Here is a 23,863-nt window from a genome sequence, read left to right on the forward strand (position 1 = left end):
AGTGAGGGCGGGTTCGAGGGGATTTTAATTAGATTGCGCCGTGAATATGTGAAAAAAGGTCGTCACTTTAACGTGACAACCTTTTTTATTTTGGGGTAAGTTATTTACTTAGTTGTATCGCTTGATCTAGTACTTTCTCTCCGTCCATCATACCGTATGCGATCGAATCGATCACAGCGACATTGATTCCGTGTGGTGACGCTTTTTCTTTAATCTTCTTTTCAAGAAATCGAACTTGCGGACCAATTAAAATGACGTCGGTTTTTTCTAGCTCATTTGAAAGACCAGCCTCTGCGGTAGCTTCAATCGTTGCATTCAGCCCTCTCGTATCAGCAGCTTGGCGCATTTTGTTAACGAGCATACTTGTCGACATCCCAGCAGAACAAACTAATAAAATTTTCATCGAGATTCCCCTTTCTCTTGTAATTTTTCGTGTAAGAAAATGATTTCTTGTGCAAGATCCTTCGTTGTCATTGATGTCATTAAGTGATCTTGTGCATGGATTAGTAATATCGACGTTTCAACCCGCTCACCGCTCGATTCTTTTTGTAATAAATCCGTTTGAGAATGATGAGCAAGGTGAAATTCTTGATCAGCTTCTTCAATTTTTCGTTTTGCTTCTTCAAACTGCCCTTCCTGAGCGAGCTGCATCGCTTCCATTGCAGAAGAGCGGGCATTACCAGCATGAAGAATGATTTGAAATGAAATTTCCTCAAGAGATTTGTGGTTTGTTATGTTCATCGTTGTCTTCCCCTTTACTATTCAACATTTTTTGTTTTTTCTCCTCTGCTCGTTCTGATGCACGAATAAATGGGACGTACAGTAACGTAGCAAGTGTTAAATTAAACAATTGCAAGAGAATCCCTGTGACCGAACCACCAGTAACGAGATAGCCGCTAATAATTGGTGGAGTTGTCCATGGAACCATGGCGACTGTTTTCGGGACAAACCCGATAGCGATCGCAAAATAAGAAGTGATCGTTAAGATAACAGGAATTGTGACAAATGGGATTAACATTACTGGGTTTAACACGATTGGAAGCCCGAATAAGACAGGCTCATTAATGTTAAATGCACCGGCTGGAGCAGATAGTTTACCAATTGTACGATAATGCTTTGATGCGGCGACTAAGAAAATCCCTGCAATTAAAGCAAGTGTTGTACCAGATCCCCCCATAAATACGAACGAATCAAGGAACGGTTTTGTCACAATATAAGGGACTTCATGCGCACTGACACCGTCAGCAAATTGCTGAATATTTACTTCTAATAACGGCAAGTAAATCGATTCAATAACAGGTCCTAAAATATTCGTACCATGCAGTCCGAAAAACCATAACAGATGGTTCAAGAAAGAAATAATGATAGCTGCCGGCAACGTATTTCCAAGTGCTTGTAACGGCTCTTGAATGGCTGTAAAGACGAGTTCATGCAGACTCCCGTCTGTAACAGAAGCAATGAATAGCTGTAATCCTGATATGATAATTAATATGATGGCTGCAGGAATTAAAGCTCGGAAGGATTTGACGACTCCCTCAGGAACTCCTTCTGGCATTTTAATTGTAAACTTCGATTGATAGAGAATTCGAAATAGTTCAGTGACAACAAGTGCACTAATGACCCCGACAAATAATCCTTGTGCCCCCGTCCAAGCATAGGAAAGCCCCCAATCGTCAGTCGTCGGCGTTAAAATAATGTATGATGCTACAGCTATTAAACTAGCTGATAAGCCGTCAACATCATAGGATTTAGCAAGATGAAAACTAATCGATGCAACGACGAGAATCGTTAAAATCGCAAACGATCCATCCAAAATGTTCCCTCCTAATGCTGTCCATCCTTCTCCAAACAGATTAGCCATAAAGTTTTGGAAAGCATCGACTGGGAAGTTATTTATTAAAACAGCGAAGGAACCGATAATAATTAACGGCATAATAGCGACAAATCCATCACGCACAGCCACCAAGTGACGTTGAGCACCGATCCTGCTAGCGATCGGAATAAAATAACGTTCCATCCAATTCATAATTGCATTCATAGAATTCTTTCCTCCTTAAGGTTAAATTGAGGCAGGTATTTTTGATGTGCCTCTAATAACTCGTCTAACAATGGTTTCACTTTCTTCTCATTTGCTACTAACGGGTTCATGAGGAGCGCCAAATAAGCATGATTGTAATTACCTGTTACCGCAGCTTGGATGACGAGCTGTTCCATACTTTTCATTTCAGTAATGAGGCCTTTTATTGATTTCGGAAGTGAACCAATTGTCAGTGGTCGTGGACCTTCGGATGTAATTACCGCATTCACTTCGATTACATCATCATCGTTCAGTTCAGAAATGGCTCCATTGTTTTCGGTGTTGACTGTTTGAATATCCTGTTTATTCGTATAAATACTTTCAATTAAGTTACAAGCTGCATCACTGTAGTATGCACCTCCTCGTTGCTCAAGTTCTTTCGGCTTTTCTGTTAACTCTGGACGTTGATACGTTTTAAATAATTCTTCTTCCACTTGTTGAACGACCTCTGCTCTAGTTCCTGTTTCATTAAGGGCTTGAAGATCTTTTTCTAACACCTCTTTCGTTTGGAAGTAATATTGATGATAAGGATTAGGTACCATTTGTAACGACTCGATAAATGATTTAGACCAACCAAGCGAAACAATATTGGCCGGTGAGTAACTTTGTTTATCGTCGACCATCCGTTTAAGGACTTCTTCAGTGACATTCTCGCCGTGAATCCAAACGTTTTTTCCAAAAACAAAATGATTCATTCCGACAAATTCAATTTCGACATCACTGACTTCACAATGAAACATTTCAGCTACACCCGTTTTCATATTGAATGGAATGTTACAGACGCCGATCACTTTTTTATGCGGACTATGTTTGATGACAGCTTCAGTCACAATTCCTGCTGGATTTGTAAAGTTGATTAACCATGCATTTGGGCAAAGTTCATGCATATCTTTTGCAATATCAATAAGGACAGGGATCGTACGAAAGGCTTTAAATATCCCTCCGGCTCCATTTGTTTCTTGACCAATAAATCCATGTTTTAATGGAATTCTTTCATCCTTAGCACGAGCTTCTAAACCGCCAACACGAATTTGTGTTGTGACAAAATCAGCGCCAATTAAGGCTTCTCTGCGATTCAATGTTGATGAAATTCGAATCGGCAATTGGCTGTTTTTAATCATCCGTTTTGCTAGAGAGGCTACTGTTTCCAGTTTTGCTTTCCCTGATGGAATGTCGACAAGAACAATATCTGTAACGGGAAGGTTATGGTAGCGGTCAATAAACCCTTCGATGATTTCAGGTGTGTAACTAGAACCGCCTCCTATAATGACTGCTTTGATCGTCATGATGATTCCTCCTAAAATAATGTATACGCTTTCTATTTCAAAAGTACCAGAAATGTTACTACAAATCAATATAAAAGTTATTACAAATTTCGATTTTATTATATTTGTTATAATGAATTTTGTTTGTTATCATCAAATTGAGAGAGGATGATTTGCATGAAGATCATTGTAAATGCGGATGATTTTGGACTAAGTAAAGGGGTAAATGAAGGTATTTTCGTTGGATTGCGGAATGGGGCAATTGATTCAACAACGATGATGATGAATATGCCGGGAACAGAGGACGCTCTTAAGCGTTGTAAAGAATATCCAGAATTGAATGTCGGGATTCACCTCGTCTTAACTGGTGGGAGTCCGTTATTAAAAGATGTACCAACGTTAACGGATGATAAAGGACAATTTTTAAGGTCAAGTCGTTATGAAACAGAAGATCCTAACGCGAATACACTCGATTTGCTAGAAGTAGAAGCAGAATGGGAAGCACAAATTAACCGGTTTTTGAAAGAAGGCATGAAGCCTAGCCATTTAGACGGTCATCACCATATTCATTCTTGGTCGCCGCTTCTTCCTGTCATTAATCGACTTGCCAACAAGTATGAACTCCCTGTTCGGAATAGTTTTGACGATACTGTCACTTCATTGAAATTGTATTCAGACGTTTTTGATGCAGGTTTTTATGGTGATGGGGTAGGTGTAGACTACTTTCGACAATTACTTGAAAAGTACAAAGGGACAAATAAAGTTGTTGAAGTAATGAGTCATCCTGGATATGTAGATGAAGAGTTGCGTAGACAGTCTACGTATGTTGAAAAGAGGGAAGAGGAGCTAAACATTTTAATGTCTAGTGAAGTAAGAGAGCTGAAAGCTCAAGGAAGTTAATCCTTGAGCTTTTCATGGTTATAATGACGCTCAATAGTGAAACTTGCTTTATCTCCGTGGAAATATGCAATCGAATATTCGATTTTTGTTCCATTTTCAAGGAATGCATGCGTTTCGATCTGCAAACACGGGAAATGAAGTGGGACTTCTAATTGGGCAGCAACGTCTTCCTTTGCGTGAATAATGTGTAAGTGTTCTTCAGTCTTTGCAATAGGCAAGTCCATAGAATGACGGAGCATTTTATATAAAGAATCCTCACATTCATCTTTTTTTAAGGAAGTCGTCAAACGCCAAGGTAAATATGCGATTTCATATTGAAGCGGAGCATCATCGGCATAACGAATTCGCTCTAAGCGGTGAACAGGTTCTTGTTCATCAATATTAAGGACGTGGGAAAGGAATGCGTCTGATGGAACGACGGACAAATCCAATACTTTAATAGTCGGTTTTTTTCCTTGTAAACGAAGCTGTTCTGTATAGCTTCCTTCTGTGGAAGACAGTGTTTGCTTTACGCGCTGGTTTGAAACAAAGGTACCTTTTCCTTGTGTACGTTCAATGTAACCTTCATTCACCAATTGCTGTAAAGCATTACGAATCGTTGTCCTGCTCACATCGAAACGTCGGCATAAGTCAGCTTCAGTAGGAAGTTGTGATTGTACAGGATATGTCCCATTCTGTATATCATCAATCAGTGATTCTTTCACAATCGTATGAAGGGATTTATCGATTTCTTTTTTTGTCATGGTGAAACACCTCTCAAGCAAAGGATCTAACATACATTATTACATTTTATCATATTGAAAATACGAATTGTACTAAATTGTTATAACAAATTTCATATTGACGGTCCAAACTTCTCCGTTATTACATGAAAAAAGAAGGATCTCGAGCTGGAAGGGACAACCTTATCTGGATAGGAGATTCCTTCTGAAACGACGGCTAACCTCGTATGCGTTTTACCGCAATTTGTAAATAGATATATATTTAATTGAATTCATCCCTTTTAGTTACATAGGTGCATCGCTATTGGGTCAGGTAGCCCTTCTTTAGTACAGGTTCTTTTCCCTATTTACGGCGACACACGATACTCCTCATATGTAAAATGGTGGTTTAGACTTATTGATGTAAAATTCGGAAAATTATAACATTATGTGTGATTAATGTTTCGTTTTACGAAAAAAATGGGGAGAGGTGTGGTATTTAGATGATTGAGCGCCGTTTTTCTAAAATTATGATTGTCGCTCTAGCTTTATGTATTGTGTTTCCGTTAATATTGCCAGCAGAGACGTTAGCTCAGGAAAGTCATGTTGCTGATGCAGAACAAAGTATTTCTCATCTTATCGAGGATGGGGTTACACAACCTTTTTCGTCGTATGAAGATGCGGTAAGAGAAACGGTCTACGTAGAAACCAATTTGGATACAAATGGAGATGGAAACAATGACCGAATTGCAGCAGACATTATTCGACCTGCAGAGACGGAAGAAGGATTGGATGTTCCTGTCATTATGATTGCCAGTCCTTACTACGAAAGTCTCGGTCGTGGAAATGAATCGCAATTGAAGGAATATGAAAACGGTATACCGGTCAAGTTCCCTCTATACTATGACAATTACTTTGTTCCACGCGGGTACGCTGTTGTACAAGTAGATATGGTCGGAACCAATTTATCCGACGGCTGTCCAACTACTGGTGGATATGAGGAAACAGAGAGTATTAAGACTGTTATTGACTGGCTCAATGGACGAGCAGATGCGGTGACTGCTGACGGTGATGAAGTTTTAGCAGACTGGAGCACTGGAAAAGTTGGAATGTACGGAAAATCCTACGATGGTACTTTGGCTAACGCAGTGGCTGCTACTGGTGTAGAAGGGCTTGAAACCATCGTCCCTGTTGTTGCTATTAGCAGTTGGTATGATTATTACCGCTCCAATGGTGTGACATTGCGGAACAACGGCCCCAACAGTCTGGCCAATACTGTCGTTGCTTCTGAACGCCGTGAAGAATGTCAACCAGTACGTGATCAAATGGTAGAAGTAATGGATGACGCGAGTGGAAATTTTAATGATTTTTGGGACGAGCGTAACTACCTTAATGACGTAGAAAATGTTTCTGCGAGTGTATTCATGATCCATGGCTTAAACGATCTCAATGTGAAAACGAGTCACTTCGGGCAATGGTGGGAACAGCTTGAAGAAAACGATGTCCCTCGAAAAATATGGCTCACTCAAACAGGACATACCGAACCGTTTGACTTCCGTCGTGATGAATGGGTAGATTCGATCCATCGCTGGTTTGATCATTGGCTGCTAGATATCGACAATGGCATTATGGATGAGCCTATGGCTGACATCGAACGCGCAGCAAATGAGTGGGAAACGCATTCTACTTGGCCTGATGAAAACTCAAACACTATCAAATTCCGTTTAGGACCTGAGGATGGAGATCGCCCTGGAATTTTGACAAATGGTCCTGTTCAAGGAAACGGAACGAAGTCCTTTACAAACAATCCGTGGCAAACTGAAAATCAAATGGTCTCTAATCCGTTCGAAAAGAATGACAATCGTTTAATGTTCCTTTCTCCTGAGCTTGAGGAAGAAGTTCGCTTCAGTGGCACTCCACAGCTTGATATTCGTGCTAAAGTAGACGGTGAAGCAACCAATTTAACAGCTCTCGTTGTTGACTTCGGAACAGATGAACGTGTGGATCATCAGAGAGGATCTGGCGGTTTAAGAATGCTAGATACCGAGGATTGCTGGGGAGAAAGTACAGACAGAGACAGCGCTTGCTATATGCAGCATGAAATCCTGACACATGAGCAAGACTACGAAATTGTGACACGAGGGTGGATGGATGCTCAGAATCATAAAACCCTTTGGGAAAGCGACCCACTAAGAGCCGAACAAAATTATCGTTTCCAGTGGGACGCTCTCACTCACGACTATGTCTTTAAACCAGGTCATCGCATCGGAATTGTCATCGCTGGGAGCAGCAGAAACTACACAGTTCCGAACCAAGATGAAGTAGATATTGAAGTCTACCTAGGGCAAAGTCGCATCGAACTGCCAATAGTAGGCGGAAAAGAAGTAATAGACTTTTAGATTGGTGCCTGACCCAGTAGTAATGAATAACAGTATAAGATTTAATATTATGTATTATTACAGTTCAGTTTATGGTGTAAAGGAAAAAAAGACGAACGGGGTTCGAAGTGACCTCGTTTTTTTCCTTTACATATGTAAATTACGTCAGTTATTCATCTTATGGTTATGTTCTATCTTTTCTTTTGTGGCTTGTACATTCCAACGTTAACAGGGAAAATGGTTTCCTTTTTCTTCGGGATTGGTTCATTTTGACGTCCCCTTAACGCTTTTTTTCTTTTTGAGCATACTGCTTTCTTAAACTGTATCTATGTTTTACACATATATGTCTTCATGGACTGTAACTCTTCCAATTGCGCATCCGCAAAAGTTTCCATTAATACATCGATCGACAGTTTATCATTTCCATAATTCAAAAGTTGAGCTGAATAAATTTCACTCATCAGGTAGAGTATTTGGGAACAAGTAAGGTCTCAGATCTACAATATTGAGCTTTTTATTTTTTGAAAATAGATACATTTAATTGAATTTACCCCTTTTAATTACATAGGTGCATCGCTTTTAAGAGATTGAGAGGCCATACGGTTCGTTAAATTAGCAAAAAGCTCTAGTTTTTGAATGTTGGAGGACACTGAGTTCGTTAATGACAAGAAACCAGGTGTGTTGAGGGGCAATTTCTAAGAATAAAGGAACGAGTGTCCGCTTACACATGAAAATGGCGCGATTCAAGACGAATAGCGGATCTCATGTCCTCGAAAGCAGAGGTAGAGAATGAGTGGCCATACGGTTCGTTAAATTAGCAAAAAGCTCTAGTTTTTGAATGTTGGAGGACACTGAGTTCGTTAATGACAAGAAACCAGGTGTGCAGAGGTGTTATTTCTAAGAATAAAGGAACGAGTGTCCGCTTACACATGAAAATGGTACGATTCAAGGCGAATAGCGGATCTCATGTCCTCGAAAACAGAGGTCGAGGTTGAGAGGATACGTATCCGTGAAAGCAGTACTGCGCTCAAGATTTATCGAATAGAAAACTAAAAACAGGTGTGACAGAAATGAAACGAAACAAACTCGTAGGCAGAAGAATTATTAAAACAGCAATTTCCGTTTTTATAACAGCAATCATATGTTTATATTTAGGGCTGCCAGCAGAATTTGCGATTATTGCAGCGATTGTTACGGTCGAACCGACAGCTTCCGATTCCTTAAAGAGGGGGCTGATCCGACTTCCAGCTTCAGCGATAGGTGCAGCTTTTGCAGTCATGTTTGTCGCATTTTTTGGAGAGAGCGCAATAGCGTATACGTTAGCGGCTATATTTACGATCTTCGTCTGTCAAAGACTAAAGCTTCATGCCGGCATCTTAGTAGCTACATTAACTGCTGTAGCGATGATACCGGATATAAACGGTCATTATTTACTCTCCTTCATTTCACGGCTAGGGACGACAGCAACTGGTTTAATTGTATCTTCTATCGTTAATTTTACGATGCTCCACCCAAAATACAACCCGTTAATCGAGGAGAAATTAAATCCGAACATTGAGTTAACACGTAACGTTCTCCAACAGACAATGGATCGGATCGTCGAGTTAAAACATGCTACAGCGCCTAGTGCTCAATCGAACTATATAAAGCTGAGGCGTTCAATAGAAAAAATAAGCGAGCTTATCATGTTTCAAGAAAAAGAATGGAAATATCGTAGAGTAAAGCTTAGTGAATATCGTTCTTTTAAAAAATTAAAGCGTGTCAATACAATTGTACAAAAGCTCGTCCTTCATTTAGGGAACTTACAATATGTGAATGAACCAGGTTATTTTAATGAACGAGAAAAGGATCTCGTTTTAAAAGTGACAAAGTCAATTACGAACATTCTTAAACAACCACGGTATACGATTTCGGATCATCATTATGCACTTATCCATGACTTAGATCAAACATTGAAATATGAAAGTAATCATATGAAAAAGTCAGACGAGTACTTCCACCATTTTACGACGAAAAGGATTGTTTATTTTCAGTTATTATCGATTCATGATTCGTTAGAAGAACTGGAACGGTTATACCAAAAGAATGAAGGAAGCGATCATACCGAATAGTCTTTTACCAACCGTGCAACCTAAAGGTGAAGGTGGGTTTAAAGGAGGGTATGACATGGATCTTCAATGGGTTTGGAAAGCAGTCCTAATTGTCATCATAGGATCAATCATATTGCGATTGGCAGGGAGAAAATCAATTTCACAAATGACGGTTGCTCAAACCGTGATTATGATTTCGATTGGAACATTACTCATCCAGCCTGTAAGTGAACGAAGCATATGGGTGACATTTCTCATAGCAGGTATGTTAGTAGTTACACTGTATGTTATTGAGCTTGTACAAATGAAGTCAGACGGTATGGAGAGGTTTTTTAGCGGACATGCGATCGTCGTCATAGAAAATGGTGAGCTCAATGTTGAAAATTTAAAGAGAATCCGTTTGCCAGTTGATAAATTAGAAATGAGGTTAAGGCAAAAAAACATTCAAAAGCTTGAAGATGTACAGTGGGCGACGATTGAACCAAACGGCGAGATTGGCTACATATTAAAGCCTCATTTGCAATATGCAACAAAGGAAGACCTTCAGAAAGTAGTAGAACTTATTCAAACAAAGATTCCGGATCCTCCTGCGGGAATGCCGATGGTTAAGCCTGAAGATCCGAACAATATATTTAACGAAGTGAACGAAGGAAAAAATTCTTCAAATGTGCCAAAAAACATGGAGTAAATTGTTAAATGTGTGCATAGGATAGTGAATGTGGATGTTTCAAAAAAGAACAAGATTTTGTGATTTTATTCGACGAGCACTCCGTTTCATGATAATTTATTAAAGAGCACTATTTCACAGTGCTCTTTGATTTTGAACGATTGATTTTTTTGATCTCGTCTTCTACATAGGAGACAAATTTCTCATTTTTCTTAATCTGAAAAATAAATTTTGCTTTTTTCATATCATCTAGAACAACGTCAGTTCTTTGTCTATCAAGCAGCCATTGACTCTTCCCTCTTTGGTAGTAGAGTTCACCTAACATGTACAATGAGTTTATGTTTAAACAAGAAGAGATTCCTTTATTTGCAAGGCACTTAGATTCTTTAAATTTTTGTTGGGAGTATTTATTTTTACTTGCGTTAAAGAGAATTCTTAATAAGATTCTTTCGTCGTTGAATGAGGGGAGTCTTGAGCATTGCTCGAGCAAATCTTCGTAGATCGATTCGGCAATTTTATGATCACCATCGATACTGTGAATAATAGCGATACTTGAGAGAATATCTAGTTCTCTCTCAGAGCGGTTGCGACTCGTTGTAGAGGCTAAAGATAACGATTCATTTAATAACGATAGTGCTTTTTCTTTGTCGTGATGAAGATGAAAGACACAGATCCCTTCTCTCCATAAAATGTACTGTCTTAAATCATTTGTTCGGAATGCTGGATTATTCTTTTCAAGTGTAATAATGTCAAGAACCTCTGAGTAATTTGTAAGATCCATATTTTTAGAGATTTCATTCATAACATCTTGGACGTAATTGACTTTCGTCGTGTTCGTCAAATGATCAAAGAAATAATTCATACTAACTCCTAAACGGATTGCCAGATGGAACAAGACATAGGCTGACGGATGAATTTCGTTTTTCTCAAGTTTGCTAATATAACTTTGGTGACATATGCCTTTACAAAGTTCAGATTGAGATATTCCGTAAAATTCTCTCAAGTCTTTTATCTTCTTCCCAAGCTGATTCCCCATTATTTACCTCCCTCTTGAATTATTCCTATATTCATAATTTTATACAAAAAAAGAAGATGGAGTAAGGAAATATATTCCTATTATTGTCTGTTCAATCCTAGTCCCAAATACACAAATTTGTCATTTGTGTGAAAATAATGATTATAACAGAAGAAAGGAGGATATATGATGAAAAAACTATTATTTTCTTTAATTATTCTCTCAATGTTCTCTGTTCCAGTTGTAGCGGCTGACTATCAACCAAATGAAGACATTCCTTTTAAACATGGTTAATTAAAAGGGGGATGATTCAGTGGTGTGACGGTCCCGGTTTCTTTTTGAAACGAAAGGCGTTTTATATCGATATTCTCAACATTTAGGGGGTCGATTAAAATGTACGACCGTTATCTGAAATTAGTGTTAGCTGGGCATTTTATGTTAACAGCAACTATCGGGCCTTATGGGGAGACTGCGAACGCCACTGAAGTACAGGAAAGTCACTCTGCACAAAGTTTTTATGAAGTCGAAGTGTATGATATTGAATTGAATGAAAATAGCGAAGAAAACGTCAATTCAATCTTACACCTAGAAACAGACAGCTTAGACTTCAATGGTGTTGTATTAAAACGTGTTGATGAAAACCTTTATCTCGTTTATTCGCAAGAAGAAAGTCTTCGTTCATCTGAGTGTGGATTAAGTCAAATATCAATGGTTCGTTTGGAGAAGGATTCGTCGTTTAGTGTGACAGAACCTTTTTCGTCCATGGAGAATGATGATTTGTACGAACAGCAGATGTTGGAAGAGCAAGGAGCACAGACAATTTTTAGCTGGCCAGTTTTTCGAGATTGTGCCGTGAACGACCTTGGAATGAGCTGGGCTGTGTTAGGTACTTTAAGCATGTTTTGTGGTGCAGCTTGTGCAAGTTCAGGTGGTTTGTTATGCGCCCCTTGTATATATGCAACAGCTGCGATCACTGGAGCAAATTGGGGCTGGTGTATCGGTAAAGCAGCAAACTTTTAACGTATAGAATGGTGCTGCCTCATAAATGCCTTGCTATCTAGAAATGGTACAAATTTTTGTACAAAGCAGATGGTGCAATTGTGGGGCAGCCCATCTTGGAGGCTTTTACGATATATAGCAAGTGAGAGGAGCAATATAGAGGTAAGGTTGTGATTATTCTACATAAAGAGGTTTAAGTGGGCGGGATTACACAACAATAAAGAGGGTGAAGTTTTTTAAAATATCATGATCTTAAACTTGTTAACGAAGAAACGACTTAATGCAGATATATGAAAGCTATTTTTCAGACTTTTTGAACATCGTCTTATAGTCTTATAGACTTTCCCTGTAGATGTGCTAGAATATAAGAGTAAGCATTATCAACATTAAAGGGGATAATTCTATGAAGCTTTGGTTAAGAAAAGTATCTGTTGTCCTTATTACACTAATGACTGTCGGCATGTATATTCCTCCGACTTATTTAGATGCGAATGCTGATAATGATAAGCTTGTTTCAGAAAATGATCGTGACGAAAACATGTTATCTGCTGTACCTGAAGCTGAAATTGAAACTGATGCTGAAGTAGATGATGATCTTGGATCATCTTTTGATGAAGAGCTTATTGATATTGAGATAGATTCGAGTACATATGTTATTGAAGAGATGGCAGAACAGGCGAAAGATTTTACACTCGCAAAATTAGGTCCGAAAATTGTAAATAAAATTGAAGATGATATCGAGTCTGCTGTCTTGCCAAATATGGAAGAAGTCCTAAAAATGATTTTAGATGATGCTGATAAAGAGAGATTGAACTATTTATCAATTACAGAAGACACGGAATCTGCTTATGGTGAGAAGATTTTTCACTTGTATGACCTTCAAGCAGAAGAAGATGTAGCGATGTTTCATGTTCGCCGTGATAAACGTCCGCGAGATGGTTATTGGTTTAACTTTCATTACCATTTAAGCGATGATGATTTTGAAGAGCATTACAACCTTGCTGATATATATTGGGATAAAAATACACCACCGAAGTGGATGTCATAATGAAGTGGGAGAGACAGCAATGGCTAACGTTGCTGTTTTTTTTCTTGTCTTCGAATTCAAAATCGATTGAAACTCTATCAAATCCCTATCAAATCCCATTAATTCCCATGTACCTGGCACCTGGAAGAACCTGGGGTAGCATGGATTATAATGTAGAGATTTTACTATTTTCACTTAGTTGGGAGGGAGAAAAATTGGATCTTAGCGTGAGGGATAAAAAAGCGATATTAAGAGCTGCAGATGAAATTATTGCTACTGGTGGACGAACCTTGCTAGCAAAAGTATTAAAAGGATCAAGAGATAAGAAAGTTTTGCAATATGGGTTGGAAGTGTGTCCGGCTTATGGTTACTTTCGTTCGAACACAATCAATGAGATATTAGAAAAAATTGATTGGATGATTGACAATGACTTTCTAGATGTTGAATACGATGGCAAACTTCCATTTATCGTTTTTACAGAGCGTGGATGGAAAATACAAAAAGATGCGAGAGTAAATGAGTTCCTAAAAGAGTGGGATGAGTGGATTGCAATAGGAATAGATATTCCGGATATGTCTTATTTAAAAGATCGGAATCGTGGAATGATCCTGTTACTCATAGAAAAAGTAAAAGAAACAAGGAATCGAAAGTATATCCCGTATTTAAAATCATGGCAAAAACTAGATTACAGAAAAGTAAGGGAGGCTCTTCAAGAAGCAATCGATGTGATTGAAGAGAACCCGCCAGTTGAAGAAGAGGAAATTCAAAAAAGGGAAGAACAGTTGAATAAAGCATTAGTTGGGAGGCCTCCTCAAGACTTGCAGTTAAAATGTTATGAGTGTGGAGAACGTTTTACGTTTTCAATTAATGAACAGAAGTTTTTTAAACAGAAAGGATTTCAACATCCGAAAAGATGTGACCGATGCAGAAAGAATCGTAAATATAGTTATGAAATAAATTTTTAAGGAGTTATTTTGATTAAAAAGAAAGGGAAATATTTTTGGGCTGATGCAAAAAAGAAATGCAGGCTCAACCAAGCAGATATACAAATGGCAAAAGAACTTGGAATGACACCGAAAAGTTTGATTAAAAATATTCCAAATCCTTCTCAGAAGTGGAAAGCGCCTGTAAAGGTATGGGTGAAGAATTTATATGAAGATAAATTTGGCCAAGTGTTAGAGGTTAACATGCCGAAACCACCTAAGCGGTCTAACCGTGATAAACAGAATCATCAAAAAGAGAAGAATATCCCTCAGTTTAAAGTCGAGGATGATGATCTTCCGTTCTGACTTCCTTTTCGGTTGGTTATGGTCTAAGTTATTTTCAGCCATAGCACTTAAAGACCAGAATACATTTTACATTTTTTTCTATGTGCCAGGCACCTGGAAAATCGCACCAGGTGCCTGGCACCGTTTTTGATTTATACATTTTATCAGGAGGAATGGTTCAATAAACTACAACGAAGCAAAATTTTTGAGTTCGTGTTCTCTGTCTTGTTATAATTCGACATGGTGACAAATACTAGTTATACAACTTAGGAAAAGGAGAGTTCCAACTATGAGCATGACCTCTTATTCTCAAGATTTAGGGTTATTTCAGACGATAAATGAACGACACTCAGTTCGTAAGTACGAAACTGGTGTAGAGATTACTGAAAAAGAGTTACATGAGATTCTTGAAGCGGCAACACTTGCACCTTCATCATGGAATTTGCAGCATTGGAAGTTTCTCGTCATTGACGACCAGTCAAAAAAAGAGGCGTTATTGCCGATTACTTACAACCAACAGCAAATTGTTGACTCCTCTGTAACAATTGCCGTGTTAGGTGACCTTGAAGCGAACTTAAACGCAGAGGATGTTTATCAAGAAGCTGTTGATAACGGCTTTATGACCGAACAAGTGAAGGAAACGCTTGTCGGTCAAATCAATAAAGCATACGAAGGAGATACGCCATTCCCACGAGATGAGGCAGTTCTGAACCCTTCACTTGCAGCGATGAATCTTATGTTAGCTGCGAAAGCGAAAGGGTATGATACATGCCCAATGGGCGGATTCGATCGTCAGGCATTCATGAAAGAGTTTAACGTTCCTGACCGTTATGTACCAGTTATGCTATTAACGGTTGGAAAAGCAGCGAAGCCAGCGCATAAGTCTGCCCGAAAGCCTGTTCATGAAGTGATTGTAAAAAATACTTTTTAATAGAACGAACCCCTTTTTCTGTATATCGGAAAAAGGGGTTTTTAGGACATTGGCACGTTTTCCCCGATTAGTTATAGCCGCGGTAAGCGAGTGTTTTTTGAATTAAGAGATGGATCTTACATAACGGAGAAGTGGGCTTTTTAACTCGTTTTTGTCCAAGCATAGCACAACTTTGTTTAATATTTTCTTTTAAAGGGTAAAGGAGCTTTGACCGAATCCTCATGGAGGTGTCAAAGATGGTGCGCAAGGTTGTTGCCGTTATGGACACAATGCAGCAGAAGAAAGCCATTTTCGATGAAATAAAAAGTCGAGGATACAAAGAGGAAGACATCACGATCATTGGTCAAGACGCAGATGACGCCCATTTATACGCCCGTTTCTTCGAACAAGGACAATATGTAGTCACAGTTGATATGAAGCGGGATGCAGGAAACGGAAAGGCGAAATATGAGAGAACATTACTAGAGCCAAAAACACCAAGAGACCATCACCATTTTCCCCATCATCAAATGAGAAGAGGATTGTAATCGATTTTTTCCACTTAAGTCGGCGTAAAAGTAAACGTCGACTTTCTTTGTTCCGCAACTGACCACGGTTCAGCTAATACTAGTAATTTTCAAAGACCTGTAATAGGTCTTTCATTTTCTTGGTAGGTTTATTTGAGTTAAGTGATTTTAAGAGGATGTTCAAAAACTCTGGGAAAAATAGCTTTCGTATCTCTGCGTTGACTCGTTTTTCCGTTACTCACGTATGAACACGATACGCTCCGCGACTCAAAACTTCGTCGCTTTGATCTACTACGGTCTTTTTGTCCTCCTATATGAACACGTACTTTCAAGTTCTTTCTTTCAGGTTCAATTGGTAATATTATCATATTTTTCTAAAAAAACGTGTACAAAAATGTACGAATGACATCGCTGATCATGATATGATAGTCTTATGTGAGAAAAGGTAAGTGCATCGAATTATTAGAATGTTCTAACTTGATCTGGGGAGGTAACGATTTTGCGCAGTTTTTCAAAAAAATCGGTGGTTAAAGAACCACGTGTAAATAAAATGATTGACAATGTTGAACGAGTTGTTGTTGGAAAAAGAAACGAAATAGAGCTTAGTTTTATCGCATTACTTAGTGGTGGACATGTATTGCTAGAAGACGTACCTGGAGTCGGGAAAACGATGATGGTACGCGCATTAGCGAAGTCTCTTGGAGCGGAATTTAAGAGAATTCAGTTTACCCCGGATCTACTTCCGTCAGATGTTACTGGAGTATCAATCTTTGACCAGAAGACGCTGGAGTTTCAATTTAGACCTGGTCCGATTATGGCAAATGTCGTCTTAGCCGATGAAATAAACCGTACGTCACCAAAAACACAAGCGGCCTTGTTGGAAGCTTTAGAAGAAGGAAGTGTCACAACGGACGGACAAACACGTGAGCTGCAAAACCCGTTCTTTGTGATGGCTACACAAAACCCAATTGAATATGGCGGGACGTATCCACTTCCAGAGGCGCAATTAGATCGGTTTTTATTTAAGTTTAAAATTGGTTATCCGACAAAGTCAGAAGAACTTGAAGTATTAACACGAGTAGAGAAGCGCCACCCTATTGAAGATTTAGAGGCTGTCATTACCCTGGATGAATTAATAGAAATGCAAAAGCAAGTATTAGATATTTATGTCGATGAAACTATTAAAGAATATATTATTAATCTCGTAAATGCGACACGCCAGCATCATGCAGTATATTTAGGCGCGAGCCCGCGTGCATCGATTGCCCTAATGAAAGCGGCTCAAGCCTATGCGTATATGCAAAGCCGTGATTATGTTGTCCCTGATGATATAAAATACTTAGCGCCATTTGCTATGCAGCATCGGGTATTATTAAATTCAGATGCGAAGTTGTCAAACTTAACGAATGAGCGGATTGTTCGAGATATTGTTGAGCAAGTAAATGTCCCAGTAGGGAAAGAATCAGCAAGATGATACAACGAAAAAAACTATGGGGGACGCTGAAATTAATATTGAAAGTCCTCTTTGTAGCTGGCCTTTTTGCAGGGATTTTCAGTTATGCGATGTTTCAAGGAGGCTTTGTCAGCTGGTTTTTGTTTTACAGTATATCAATGCTAGGCATGCTCATGTTATTATATGCCGCGATTCCGTTAGGGACTTTTCATGTTACGCGTATCATGGATAATGAGGCGAAAATTGCAGGGTCAGATTTGAAAGTAACAGTACATGTAAAAAGGAAATGGCCGTTCCCATTTCTCTATTTATCTGTTACAGATATTATCGGCGATCGATTGAAAAATCAAATCCCACTTAATCAATCAAAAATGATCTTTTATCCATCCGTAAAAAAAGCTCTCGAATTTACGTATACGATTGCTAACGTGAAACGTGGAGAATATGCGTTATATGGCGTTAATTTGGAAACGAGCGACATGTTCGGCCTTTTTAAAAAACGTAAGTTCGTTCCTATTGAAGAGACACTTCTCGTCTATCCGAATTACCACGAAATTGAAAGGTGGTCTGCATTCGAGCGCCATGATATGGAGACCCGTTTATCTTCGATGGACTTCATTGAGGACATTACATCGGTAGCAGGTTCAAGGGAATATGTTCCAGGAGATAAAATGACGAGTATTGATTGGAAAGTAACCGCACGTGTAAGTAAATTAATGACGAAGGAGTTTGAAGAATATATCGGACAAAACTTCTTGGTGATTATGAATAATAGTATCCCAACTCGGAATAAACAAGCAGAGGATGCTTACGAAAAAGGAATTGAACTCGTTACGTCGATCGTGATGTATTCGAGCAAAAAAAACTTACAGGTCGGATTATGGACACTAGGATCAAAAAATAAATCCTATCCATTAGATGCTGGTTCTGATCATCAGAAGCGACTCGTTTCTCATTTATCGAAAATCGAAGCTGATTATGGAGAGAAATTCTCTGCTAGATTAAATGAGTACGAGAGTCAGGTTCCAGGTGGAACGACGATGATTATCGTATCTACAGAGCTGACCGATGAATTATTAGAACGAGTAAAAGTATTTTTATCTAGAAGGGTACAAGTCTATTTTTGTCTCATGGATAGAAGGGATCCGAATGATAGATGGGAAGAAAAGAGATTTGAAGAATTAAAACGATTAGGTGCGGAGGCTTATTTGCTTTCTGGAGGAAATCTTGATCAAGCCATACCGGCTCATGCAGGTGATTAGATGAAACGGACAAAAATACAACCGAAAGCAACAATTACGCATTTTTTTATTTACGCATTATCGTTCCTTATTTTATGGGAGTGGCTGCGACCGATCCCTACTGTTACGAATACGGGCCATATTGATGTGTTTGTTTGGTATGCCTTGTTCAGTGCAGTATTAATTTATTTTCGCACTCCGCTAAAACTTTCAGTACCGTTACTATTAACAGGAAGTATATACGGATTACATTATATTTTTCATGAAGGGCCATTTCTTAGCCGTGAAGGCGGTGGAGAAACAGTTACAATGTTTTTACGTGAAGTAAGCTATAACGTACAACTCATTTTTTCGTGGGAATTAGCTTCTTTAACGGATCACTTTCGAACGTTTTTACTTTTTCTGTTATTAGCATTAATTTGCTATTTAATTTATTTTTGGGTTTTTTACACGAAAAAAATATTTGTTTTTTTACTTGCAACCGTGATTTACATTACGATCTTAGATACGTTTACACCAGTTGATGCATCGATGGCGATTATCCGTATTGTTGTGATCGGATTCTTTATAATGACCCTCCTCCACATGCTTAAAGTACAAGAGGAGGAAAAAGAAATTGGTCGGCGATCAACCGCGTTTATTTCTTCCGCGTGGATGTATACACTTATTTTCATGATCTTAATCGCGACGTCAGTAGGATATGCGGCCCCAAAGTTTGAACCACAATGGGGTGATCCGGTACCAACTTTTAAGCGATATGTTCTAGGTGAAAGTTCCGGCTCTGGAGAAGGAGTCAGAAGAGTTGGCTATGGTGAAAATGATGAACGCTTAGGCGGCGGATTTATTCAAGATCATGGCACTGTATTTTATGCTGATATGGAAGAGCCTGCATATTGGCGGGGGGAATCAAAGCATGAGTATACAGGACATGGCTGGCAATCTGACCAAGATTATTACGATTCACGGACGGTTTTTGAAAATAATATTGATTACCTTATGTTTGAGGAAGCGACAGCACTTGAAGAAAGTATCGCGACTGTCACGATGGAAGATGGCATCGGTTTTAATCACTTTTTCTATCCAGGTCAGCTTACTGGGGTAAATATTGGCTCTCTTGCGTATTCTGTGGATGGTGACAGTGAAAATTTACCGCCGCTTGAATTTTCTACAGATATTATTGGTGGAAAAATATTAGCCGAGGTAAGCAGCGGTGACGATGTACAATTAACTGAGTATACACTTCAGTTCGATAACCCGCAGTTTCCGATTCACAAATTGGAAGACAGCAGCTTAGAAGATCCTGAAGAAATACAAGATTTGTATTTGCAGCTGCCGGATGATCTGCCTGATCGTGTTGTTGAACTAGCTGAAGAAATTACAGCAGACTATGATAATCGCTACGACATGGCTGTTGCGGTTGAACAATATTTTTCAGAAAATGACTTTGAATACCGCACGACGAATATTCCGGTTCCTGATGACGATGAAGATTATGTTGATCAGTTTTTATTTGAAACACAGTTCGGTTATTGTGATAACTACTCGACAGCAATGGCTGTTTTGTTAAGAGCGGTTGATGTACCAACCCGTTGGGTAAAAGGCTTTACGGAAGGGGAAGAAATTGAAACGCTTGATAATGGTCAAAATCGTTATGAGGTGACGAATTCGAACGCCCATTCCTGGGTAGAGGTTTATTTTCCGGAAGTAGGCTGGGTACCATTTGAACCAACACAAGGGTTTGCAAATAATATTGACATTTTTGAAGAAGAGGAAGAAGGAAGCGAAATCGAAATTGATGGCAATGAGGAACAGGACAATGAATCAGAACGGCCTGACATGGATGACATGATTCCTCCTATGGAAGAGGATTATGACAACCCAGAAGCTGCTGCAAGTTCTGGTTCTGGTGGATCCTCACCGTTAACGGCCTTGCTCACACCGAAAAATGTCCTCATCTCAGTTGGAGTTCTCGTTCTCGTGATGGTCATTTATCAAAAGCAAAGCCGCCTTCAAAATCGTTATTTCATGTTCCGATATCGATTAAGTCAGCGTGATGAACATTTTAAACCAGCATACAGAAGGTTGCTTTGGATATTAGAAAACGAAGGGATTCCTATGAATGATGGGGAGACGTTAAGAGAGTATGCTGTTCGGGTCGATAGAATTTTAAATTCGATGTCAATGTCAAAGCTGACAGACACGTATGAACGTCTTTATTATGGAAAGCGTGATGGGAACGTAGATTGGAAGAAGCAGCATAAACAATGGGAAGAATTGGTGAAGTCGATAAACTCTTGACCAGCAAAAAGCGGACTGTTAAAATAAGATCCATGTTTGCAAGGACGTCGTGAACGAATTTTCTTTTTAAAAGAAAAGAATTTATATAATTTCAATCTCTCGATTGCTGTCTAGGCTCTAGGCGCCATCAGCTCGAGGTCGCTTCGCCACTTGAAGTCTAAGTTCGGACTTCTTCTTGTCGAACCTCCAGCGCTTTTCGCCGATAGGAGGGCGCCTTGTGCTTTTCATAAAAATAAATCAATTGCCTCATATATCCTTAGGAATAAGGCCTAAGAGTCTCTACCGGGCTGCCGTTAACAGCCTGACTATGAAGGCAGAGCTTTCTTTTCTTTTAATGAACTAGAAATTCTGCCTTCGTGTCTTATTTTTTTCACGAAACAGGTTTCTAGTTTTTTTTGTACGGTCTTGTAAGACCTACGTCTGCATCATTCGGAATTTCGCTAAAGCATAAGCTTTTCTAGACAATTATCCTTCCTTTTCTGAGGGCATCACCAACTATCTGAAAAGTTTTGTTTATGATATCTCTCAAAGAGATGGACGAGCCCAACCTATCTTGATTTCTCATGAAAATGAGTGAGTCATTTTAATAATGGTCAATACTATGACTGAACCTTTGCCGAAACAAGGTAGATGATGAAAACTGAGTGAAGCACTTTACGTAAGAAACAGGGCGCCTTGCGCTTTTATTGAAAGATAGAAAGTATAAAATTACACTTTCTTGATTGCTGTCTAGACTTCATGCACGAGCGTTTACAACACGAGTAGGCTACGAGTTGTCTCGACGTATCTAGCTTCAAAGTGATACTAGAAGAGGAAGAGACAGCAGTTTTCGGCTCGAGGTCGCTTCGTCCCGCCATTTGAAGTCTAAGTTCGGACTTCTTTATGTCGGGACTCCAGCGCTTTTCGCCGATAGGCAGGCGCCTTGCGCTTTTCTTATAAAAAACACATAAATTTGTAAAGGTGGATGTAAAATGCAAGAAATCAAAGAAAAGATCATCGTTCTCGATTTTGGTGGACAGTATAATCAGTTAATTGCTCGCCGAATTCGTGACTTGGGAGTATTCAGTGAGCTGCACTCTCATAAGATTACGCTAGAAGAAATCAAAGAGATCAACCCAACCGGTATTATTTTCTCGGGAGGTCCGGGAAGTGTGTATGCGGATGGAGCTCCTCGCTGCGATGAAAGAATCTTTGATTTAGGTATTCCTGTACTCGGGATATGTTACGGTATGCAGCTAATGACGCATCATTTCAACGGAAAAGTAGAAGCAGCTAATCATCGTGAATACGGGAAAGCAATCTTAGAAGTTCAAAACGAGAGTAAACTATATGTGGACTTACCTAAAGAGCAATCCGTATGGATGAGTCATGGTGATTTAGTCGTAGTTCCTCCAGAAGGATTTACGGTTGATGCGATTAATGTTTCTTGTCCAGTAGCGGCAATGAGTGACGAGAGCCGCAAGCTTTACGGAGTTCAATTTCATCCGGAAGTGCGCAATTCAGAGCATGGAAATGAAATGCTGAAAAACTTCGTATATAACATTTGTGAATGTGAAGGAAACTGGTCAATGGAAAACTTTATCGAAATGGAAATGGATAAAGTTCGTAAGGCAGTCGGCGATCGTAAAGTTTTATGTGCATTAAGCGGAGGGGTTGATTCTTCGGTTGTAGCAGCCCTCATTCATAAAGCGATCGGTGACCAATTAGTTTGTATGTTTATCGATCACGGTCTTCTCCGTAAAGGTGAAGCAGAAAGTGTGATGAAAACTTTCTCTGAAGGTTTTGATATGAATGTTATTAAAATTGATGCTCAAGATCGATTCCTGTCAAAACTGAATGGCGTTAAGGATCCTGAGGAAAAACGAAAAATTATTGGTAACGAATTTATTTACGTTTTTGAAGAAGAAGCGGGGAAACTTGAAGGGATTGACTTCTTAGCGCAAGGAACGTTATACACGGATATCATTGAAAGTGGAACAGACACAGCTGAAACGATTAAATCACACCATAATGTTGGCGGTCTTCCGGAAGACATGAAGTTTGACCTTATTGAGCCGTTGAACACGTTGTTTAAGGATGAAGTACGAGCTGTAGGATCAGAGTTAGGTATGCCTGATGAAGTCGTTTGGCGTCAGCCATTCCCAGGACCAGGACTTGGAATTCGTGTTTTAGGCGAAATTACGGAAGAAAAACTTGAGATTGTTCGTGAATCAGATGCAATTTTACGAGAAGAAATTAAAAAAGCCGGGTTAGATCGTGAGATTTGGCAGTATTTCACTGCATTGCCTGATATGCGCAGTGTTGGTGTGATGGGTGACTCCCGGACGTACGACTATACGGTCGGTGTTCGAGCCGTGACATCTGTTGACGGCATGACGTCAGACTGGGCAAGAATTCCGTTCGACGTATTGGAAGTGATCTCAACGAGAATTGTAAATGAAGTAAAGCACGTCAATCGAGTCGTGTATGATATCACATCTAAGCCACCTTCAACAATTGAGTGGGAATAGTAACAGGTGCCCTGAAAGCCTTGGTAAAACAGGGTTTTTAGGGCTTTTATATTCTTCATGGCACACTTTGATATGTGGTCTTCATATATTGGTTGCTGTTTTAATGGTAAATCTGTACTTAATGTAAGTAGTTTGATCACACAAAAACGAACATTTAGATATAAAATATATCTAATGTTCGTTTTTGGTTGACATGTTGATTCGCCTATTGGTAAACTAAACGTATAATAAGAATCTGTCGAAAGTTCGTATAATTTCGGGAATGGGCCCGTAAGTTTCTACCAAGCTACCGTAAATAGCTTGACTACGAACGATGATCATAAATTGGAACGATCCTTTGGATAACAAGTATCCTTCGTTTCAACTTTCGTCGTTTCGTATGTATAGAAGGAACTGACCCATAAACAAGTGTATGCGCACTTAAGGGGCGGTTCCTTTTTTCTTTTGACAATTATAAGCAATACACCAAGGAAAGCGTTCGTGATGGTTGACGGATTTGCACATCCTCCTCTTAGCAGAAGAAGGACAGAATACATC

20 protein-coding genes and 2 riboswitches are annotated in these 23,863 nt (G+C 39.2%); of the genes, 14 read left to right on the forward strand and 6 right to left on the reverse strand.

The window, feature by feature from the left end:
• Positions 1-100: 100 nt before the first annotated feature.
• Genes CD001_RS07920 through CD001_RS07935 form a run of 4 tightly spaced genes read right to left on the reverse strand, consistent with a single transcriptional unit; the run spans position 101 to position 3,363 of the window.
• Positions 101-403: a PTS sugar transporter subunit IIB gene (locus tag CD001_RS07920; RefSeq protein ID WP_096186981.1), complete on the reverse strand. Its 303-nt coding sequence runs from the start codon at positions 401-403 to the stop codon at positions 101-103.
• Positions 400-741, reverse strand: coding sequence for a PTS lactose/cellobiose transporter subunit IIA (locus tag CD001_RS07925; protein WP_096186982.1), 342 nt, complete (start codon positions 739-741; stop codon positions 400-402). Before CD001_RS07925 ends, CD001_RS07920 begins: the two co-directional genes overlap by 4 nt.
• Complete coding sequence (locus CD001_RS07930; protein ID WP_096186983.1) at positions 713-2,038, reverse strand: PTS sugar transporter subunit IIC; 1,326 nt, start codon at positions 2,036-2,038, stop codon at positions 713-715. The genes CD001_RS07925 and CD001_RS07930 overlap by 29 nt, the downstream gene beginning before the upstream one ends.
• Complete coding sequence (locus CD001_RS07935; RefSeq protein WP_096186984.1) at positions 2,035-3,363, reverse strand: 6-phospho-beta-glucosidase; 1,329 nt, start codon at positions 3,361-3,363, stop codon at positions 2,035-2,037. The genes CD001_RS07930 and CD001_RS07935 overlap by 4 nt, the downstream gene beginning before the upstream one ends.
• A 156-nt stretch (positions 3,364-3,519) precedes the next feature.
• Between CD001_RS07935 and chbG the strand changes: the two genes are divergently transcribed.
• Entirely contained in the window at positions 3,520-4,242 is a 723-nt protein-coding gene (chbG, locus tag CD001_RS07940; RefSeq protein ID WP_096186985.1) for a chitin disaccharide deacetylase, read from the forward strand.
• On the opposite strand, the gene CD001_RS07945 is transcribed toward chbG, so the two are convergent.
• Positions 4,239-4,985: a GntR family transcriptional regulator gene (locus tag CD001_RS07945; protein ID WP_096186986.1), complete on the reverse strand. Its 747-nt coding sequence runs from the start codon at positions 4,983-4,985 to the stop codon at positions 4,239-4,241. The two genes, chbG and CD001_RS07945, sit on opposite strands and share 4 nt — an antisense overlap.
• Before the next feature lie 461 nt (positions 4,986-5,446).
• On the opposite strand from CD001_RS07945, the gene CD001_RS07950 reads away from it, so the two are divergent.
• The 3 genes from CD001_RS07950 (at position 5,447) to CD001_RS07960 (ending at position 10,099) form a co-directional block, all read left to right on the forward strand.
• Positions 5,447-7,342 carry a Xaa-Pro dipeptidyl-peptidase gene (locus tag CD001_RS07950; RefSeq protein ID WP_257009747.1) on the forward strand — a complete coding sequence of 632 codons (1,896 nt, stop codon included), beginning with the start codon at positions 5,447-5,449 and terminating at the stop codon, positions 7,340-7,342.
• Positions 7,343-8,391: 1,049 nt separating this feature from the next.
• Positions 8,392-9,432 carry an aromatic acid exporter family protein gene (locus CD001_RS07955; protein ID WP_096186987.1) on the forward strand — a complete coding sequence of 347 codons (1,041 nt, stop codon included), beginning with the start codon at positions 8,392-8,394 and terminating at the stop codon, positions 9,430-9,432.
• Positions 9,433-9,487: 55 nt separating this feature from the next.
• Positions 9,488-10,099, forward strand: coding sequence for a DUF421 domain-containing protein (locus CD001_RS07960; protein WP_096186988.1), 612 nt, complete (start codon positions 9,488-9,490; stop codon positions 10,097-10,099).
• A gap of 109 nt (positions 10,100-10,208) precedes the next feature.
• Here CD001_RS07960 and CD001_RS07965 read toward each other — a convergent pair whose 3' ends face one another.
• The gene (locus CD001_RS07965) at positions 10,209-11,114 is read right to left on the reverse strand and encodes a helix-turn-helix domain-containing protein (protein WP_096186989.1); all 906 of its coding nucleotides are present in this window, start codon (positions 11,112-11,114) and stop codon (positions 10,209-10,211) included.
• Between the two features lie 372 nt (positions 11,115-11,486).
• On the opposite strand from CD001_RS07965, the gene CD001_RS07970 reads away from it, so the two are divergent.
• The 10 genes from CD001_RS07970 (at position 11,487) to guaA (ending at position 23,326) form a co-directional block, all read left to right on the forward strand.
• Positions 11,487-12,113, forward strand: a complete 627-nt coding sequence (locus CD001_RS07970; protein WP_096186990.1) for a hypothetical protein — start codon at positions 11,487-11,489, stop codon at positions 12,111-12,113.
• Positions 12,114-12,495: 382 nt separating this feature from the next.
• The gene (locus CD001_RS07975; RefSeq protein WP_096186991.1) at positions 12,496-13,140 is read left to right on the forward strand and encodes a YpjP family protein; all 645 of its coding nucleotides are present in this window, start codon (positions 12,496-12,498) and stop codon (positions 13,138-13,140) included.
• A gap of 194 nt (positions 13,141-13,334) precedes the next feature.
• Positions 13,335-14,084 (forward strand): RQC-minor-1 family DNA-binding protein, encoded by a 750-nt coding sequence (locus CD001_RS07980; protein ID WP_257009748.1) that lies wholly within the window; start codon positions 13,335-13,337, stop codon positions 14,082-14,084.
• Positions 14,085-14,093: 9 nt separating this feature from the next.
• The gene (locus CD001_RS26875) at positions 14,094-14,408 is read left to right on the forward strand and encodes a hypothetical protein (protein WP_257009749.1); all 315 of its coding nucleotides are present in this window, start codon (positions 14,094-14,096) and stop codon (positions 14,406-14,408) included.
• Positions 14,409-14,676: 268 nt separating this feature from the next.
• Positions 14,677-15,318, forward strand: a complete 642-nt coding sequence (locus CD001_RS07990; RefSeq protein ID WP_096186992.1) for a nitroreductase family protein — start codon at positions 14,677-14,679, stop codon at positions 15,316-15,318.
• A gap of 236 nt (positions 15,319-15,554) precedes the next feature.
• Positions 15,555-15,845, forward strand: coding sequence for a hypothetical protein (locus tag CD001_RS07995; RefSeq protein ID WP_096186993.1), 291 nt, complete (start codon positions 15,555-15,557; stop codon positions 15,843-15,845).
• 529 nt (positions 15,846-16,374) lie between these two features.
• Entirely contained in the window at positions 16,375-17,298 is a 924-nt protein-coding gene (locus CD001_RS08000; protein ID WP_096190528.1) for an AAA family ATPase, read from the forward strand.
• Positions 17,295-18,539, forward strand: coding sequence for a DUF58 domain-containing protein (locus CD001_RS08005; RefSeq protein ID WP_096186994.1), 1,245 nt, complete (start codon positions 17,295-17,297; stop codon positions 18,537-18,539). The genes CD001_RS08000 and CD001_RS08005 overlap by 4 nt, the downstream gene beginning before the upstream one ends.
• Positions 18,540-20,816: a DUF4129 domain-containing transglutaminase family protein gene (locus CD001_RS08010; protein WP_096186995.1), complete on the forward strand. Its 2,277-nt coding sequence runs from the start codon at positions 18,540-18,542 to the stop codon at positions 20,814-20,816.
• Between the two features lie 226 nt (positions 20,817-21,042).
• Positions 21,043-21,144: riboswitch (purine riboswitch) on the forward strand.
• 643 nt (positions 21,145-21,787) lie between these two features.
• Positions 21,788-23,326, forward strand: a complete 1,539-nt coding sequence (gene guaA / locus CD001_RS08015) for a glutamine-hydrolyzing GMP synthase (RefSeq protein ID WP_096186996.1) — start codon at positions 21,788-21,790, stop codon at positions 23,324-23,326.
• Positions 23,327-23,552: 226 nt separating this feature from the next.
• Positions 23,553-23,653: riboswitch (purine riboswitch) on the forward strand.
• Positions 23,654-23,863 lie beyond the last annotated feature (210 nt).

The sequence above is a fragment of the Evansella halocellulosilytica genome (assembly GCF_002335745.1).
In the GTDB taxonomy this organism is placed as follows: Bacteria; Bacillota; Bacilli; order Bacillales; family Salisediminibacteriaceae; genus Bacillus_CA; species Bacillus_CA halocellulosilytica.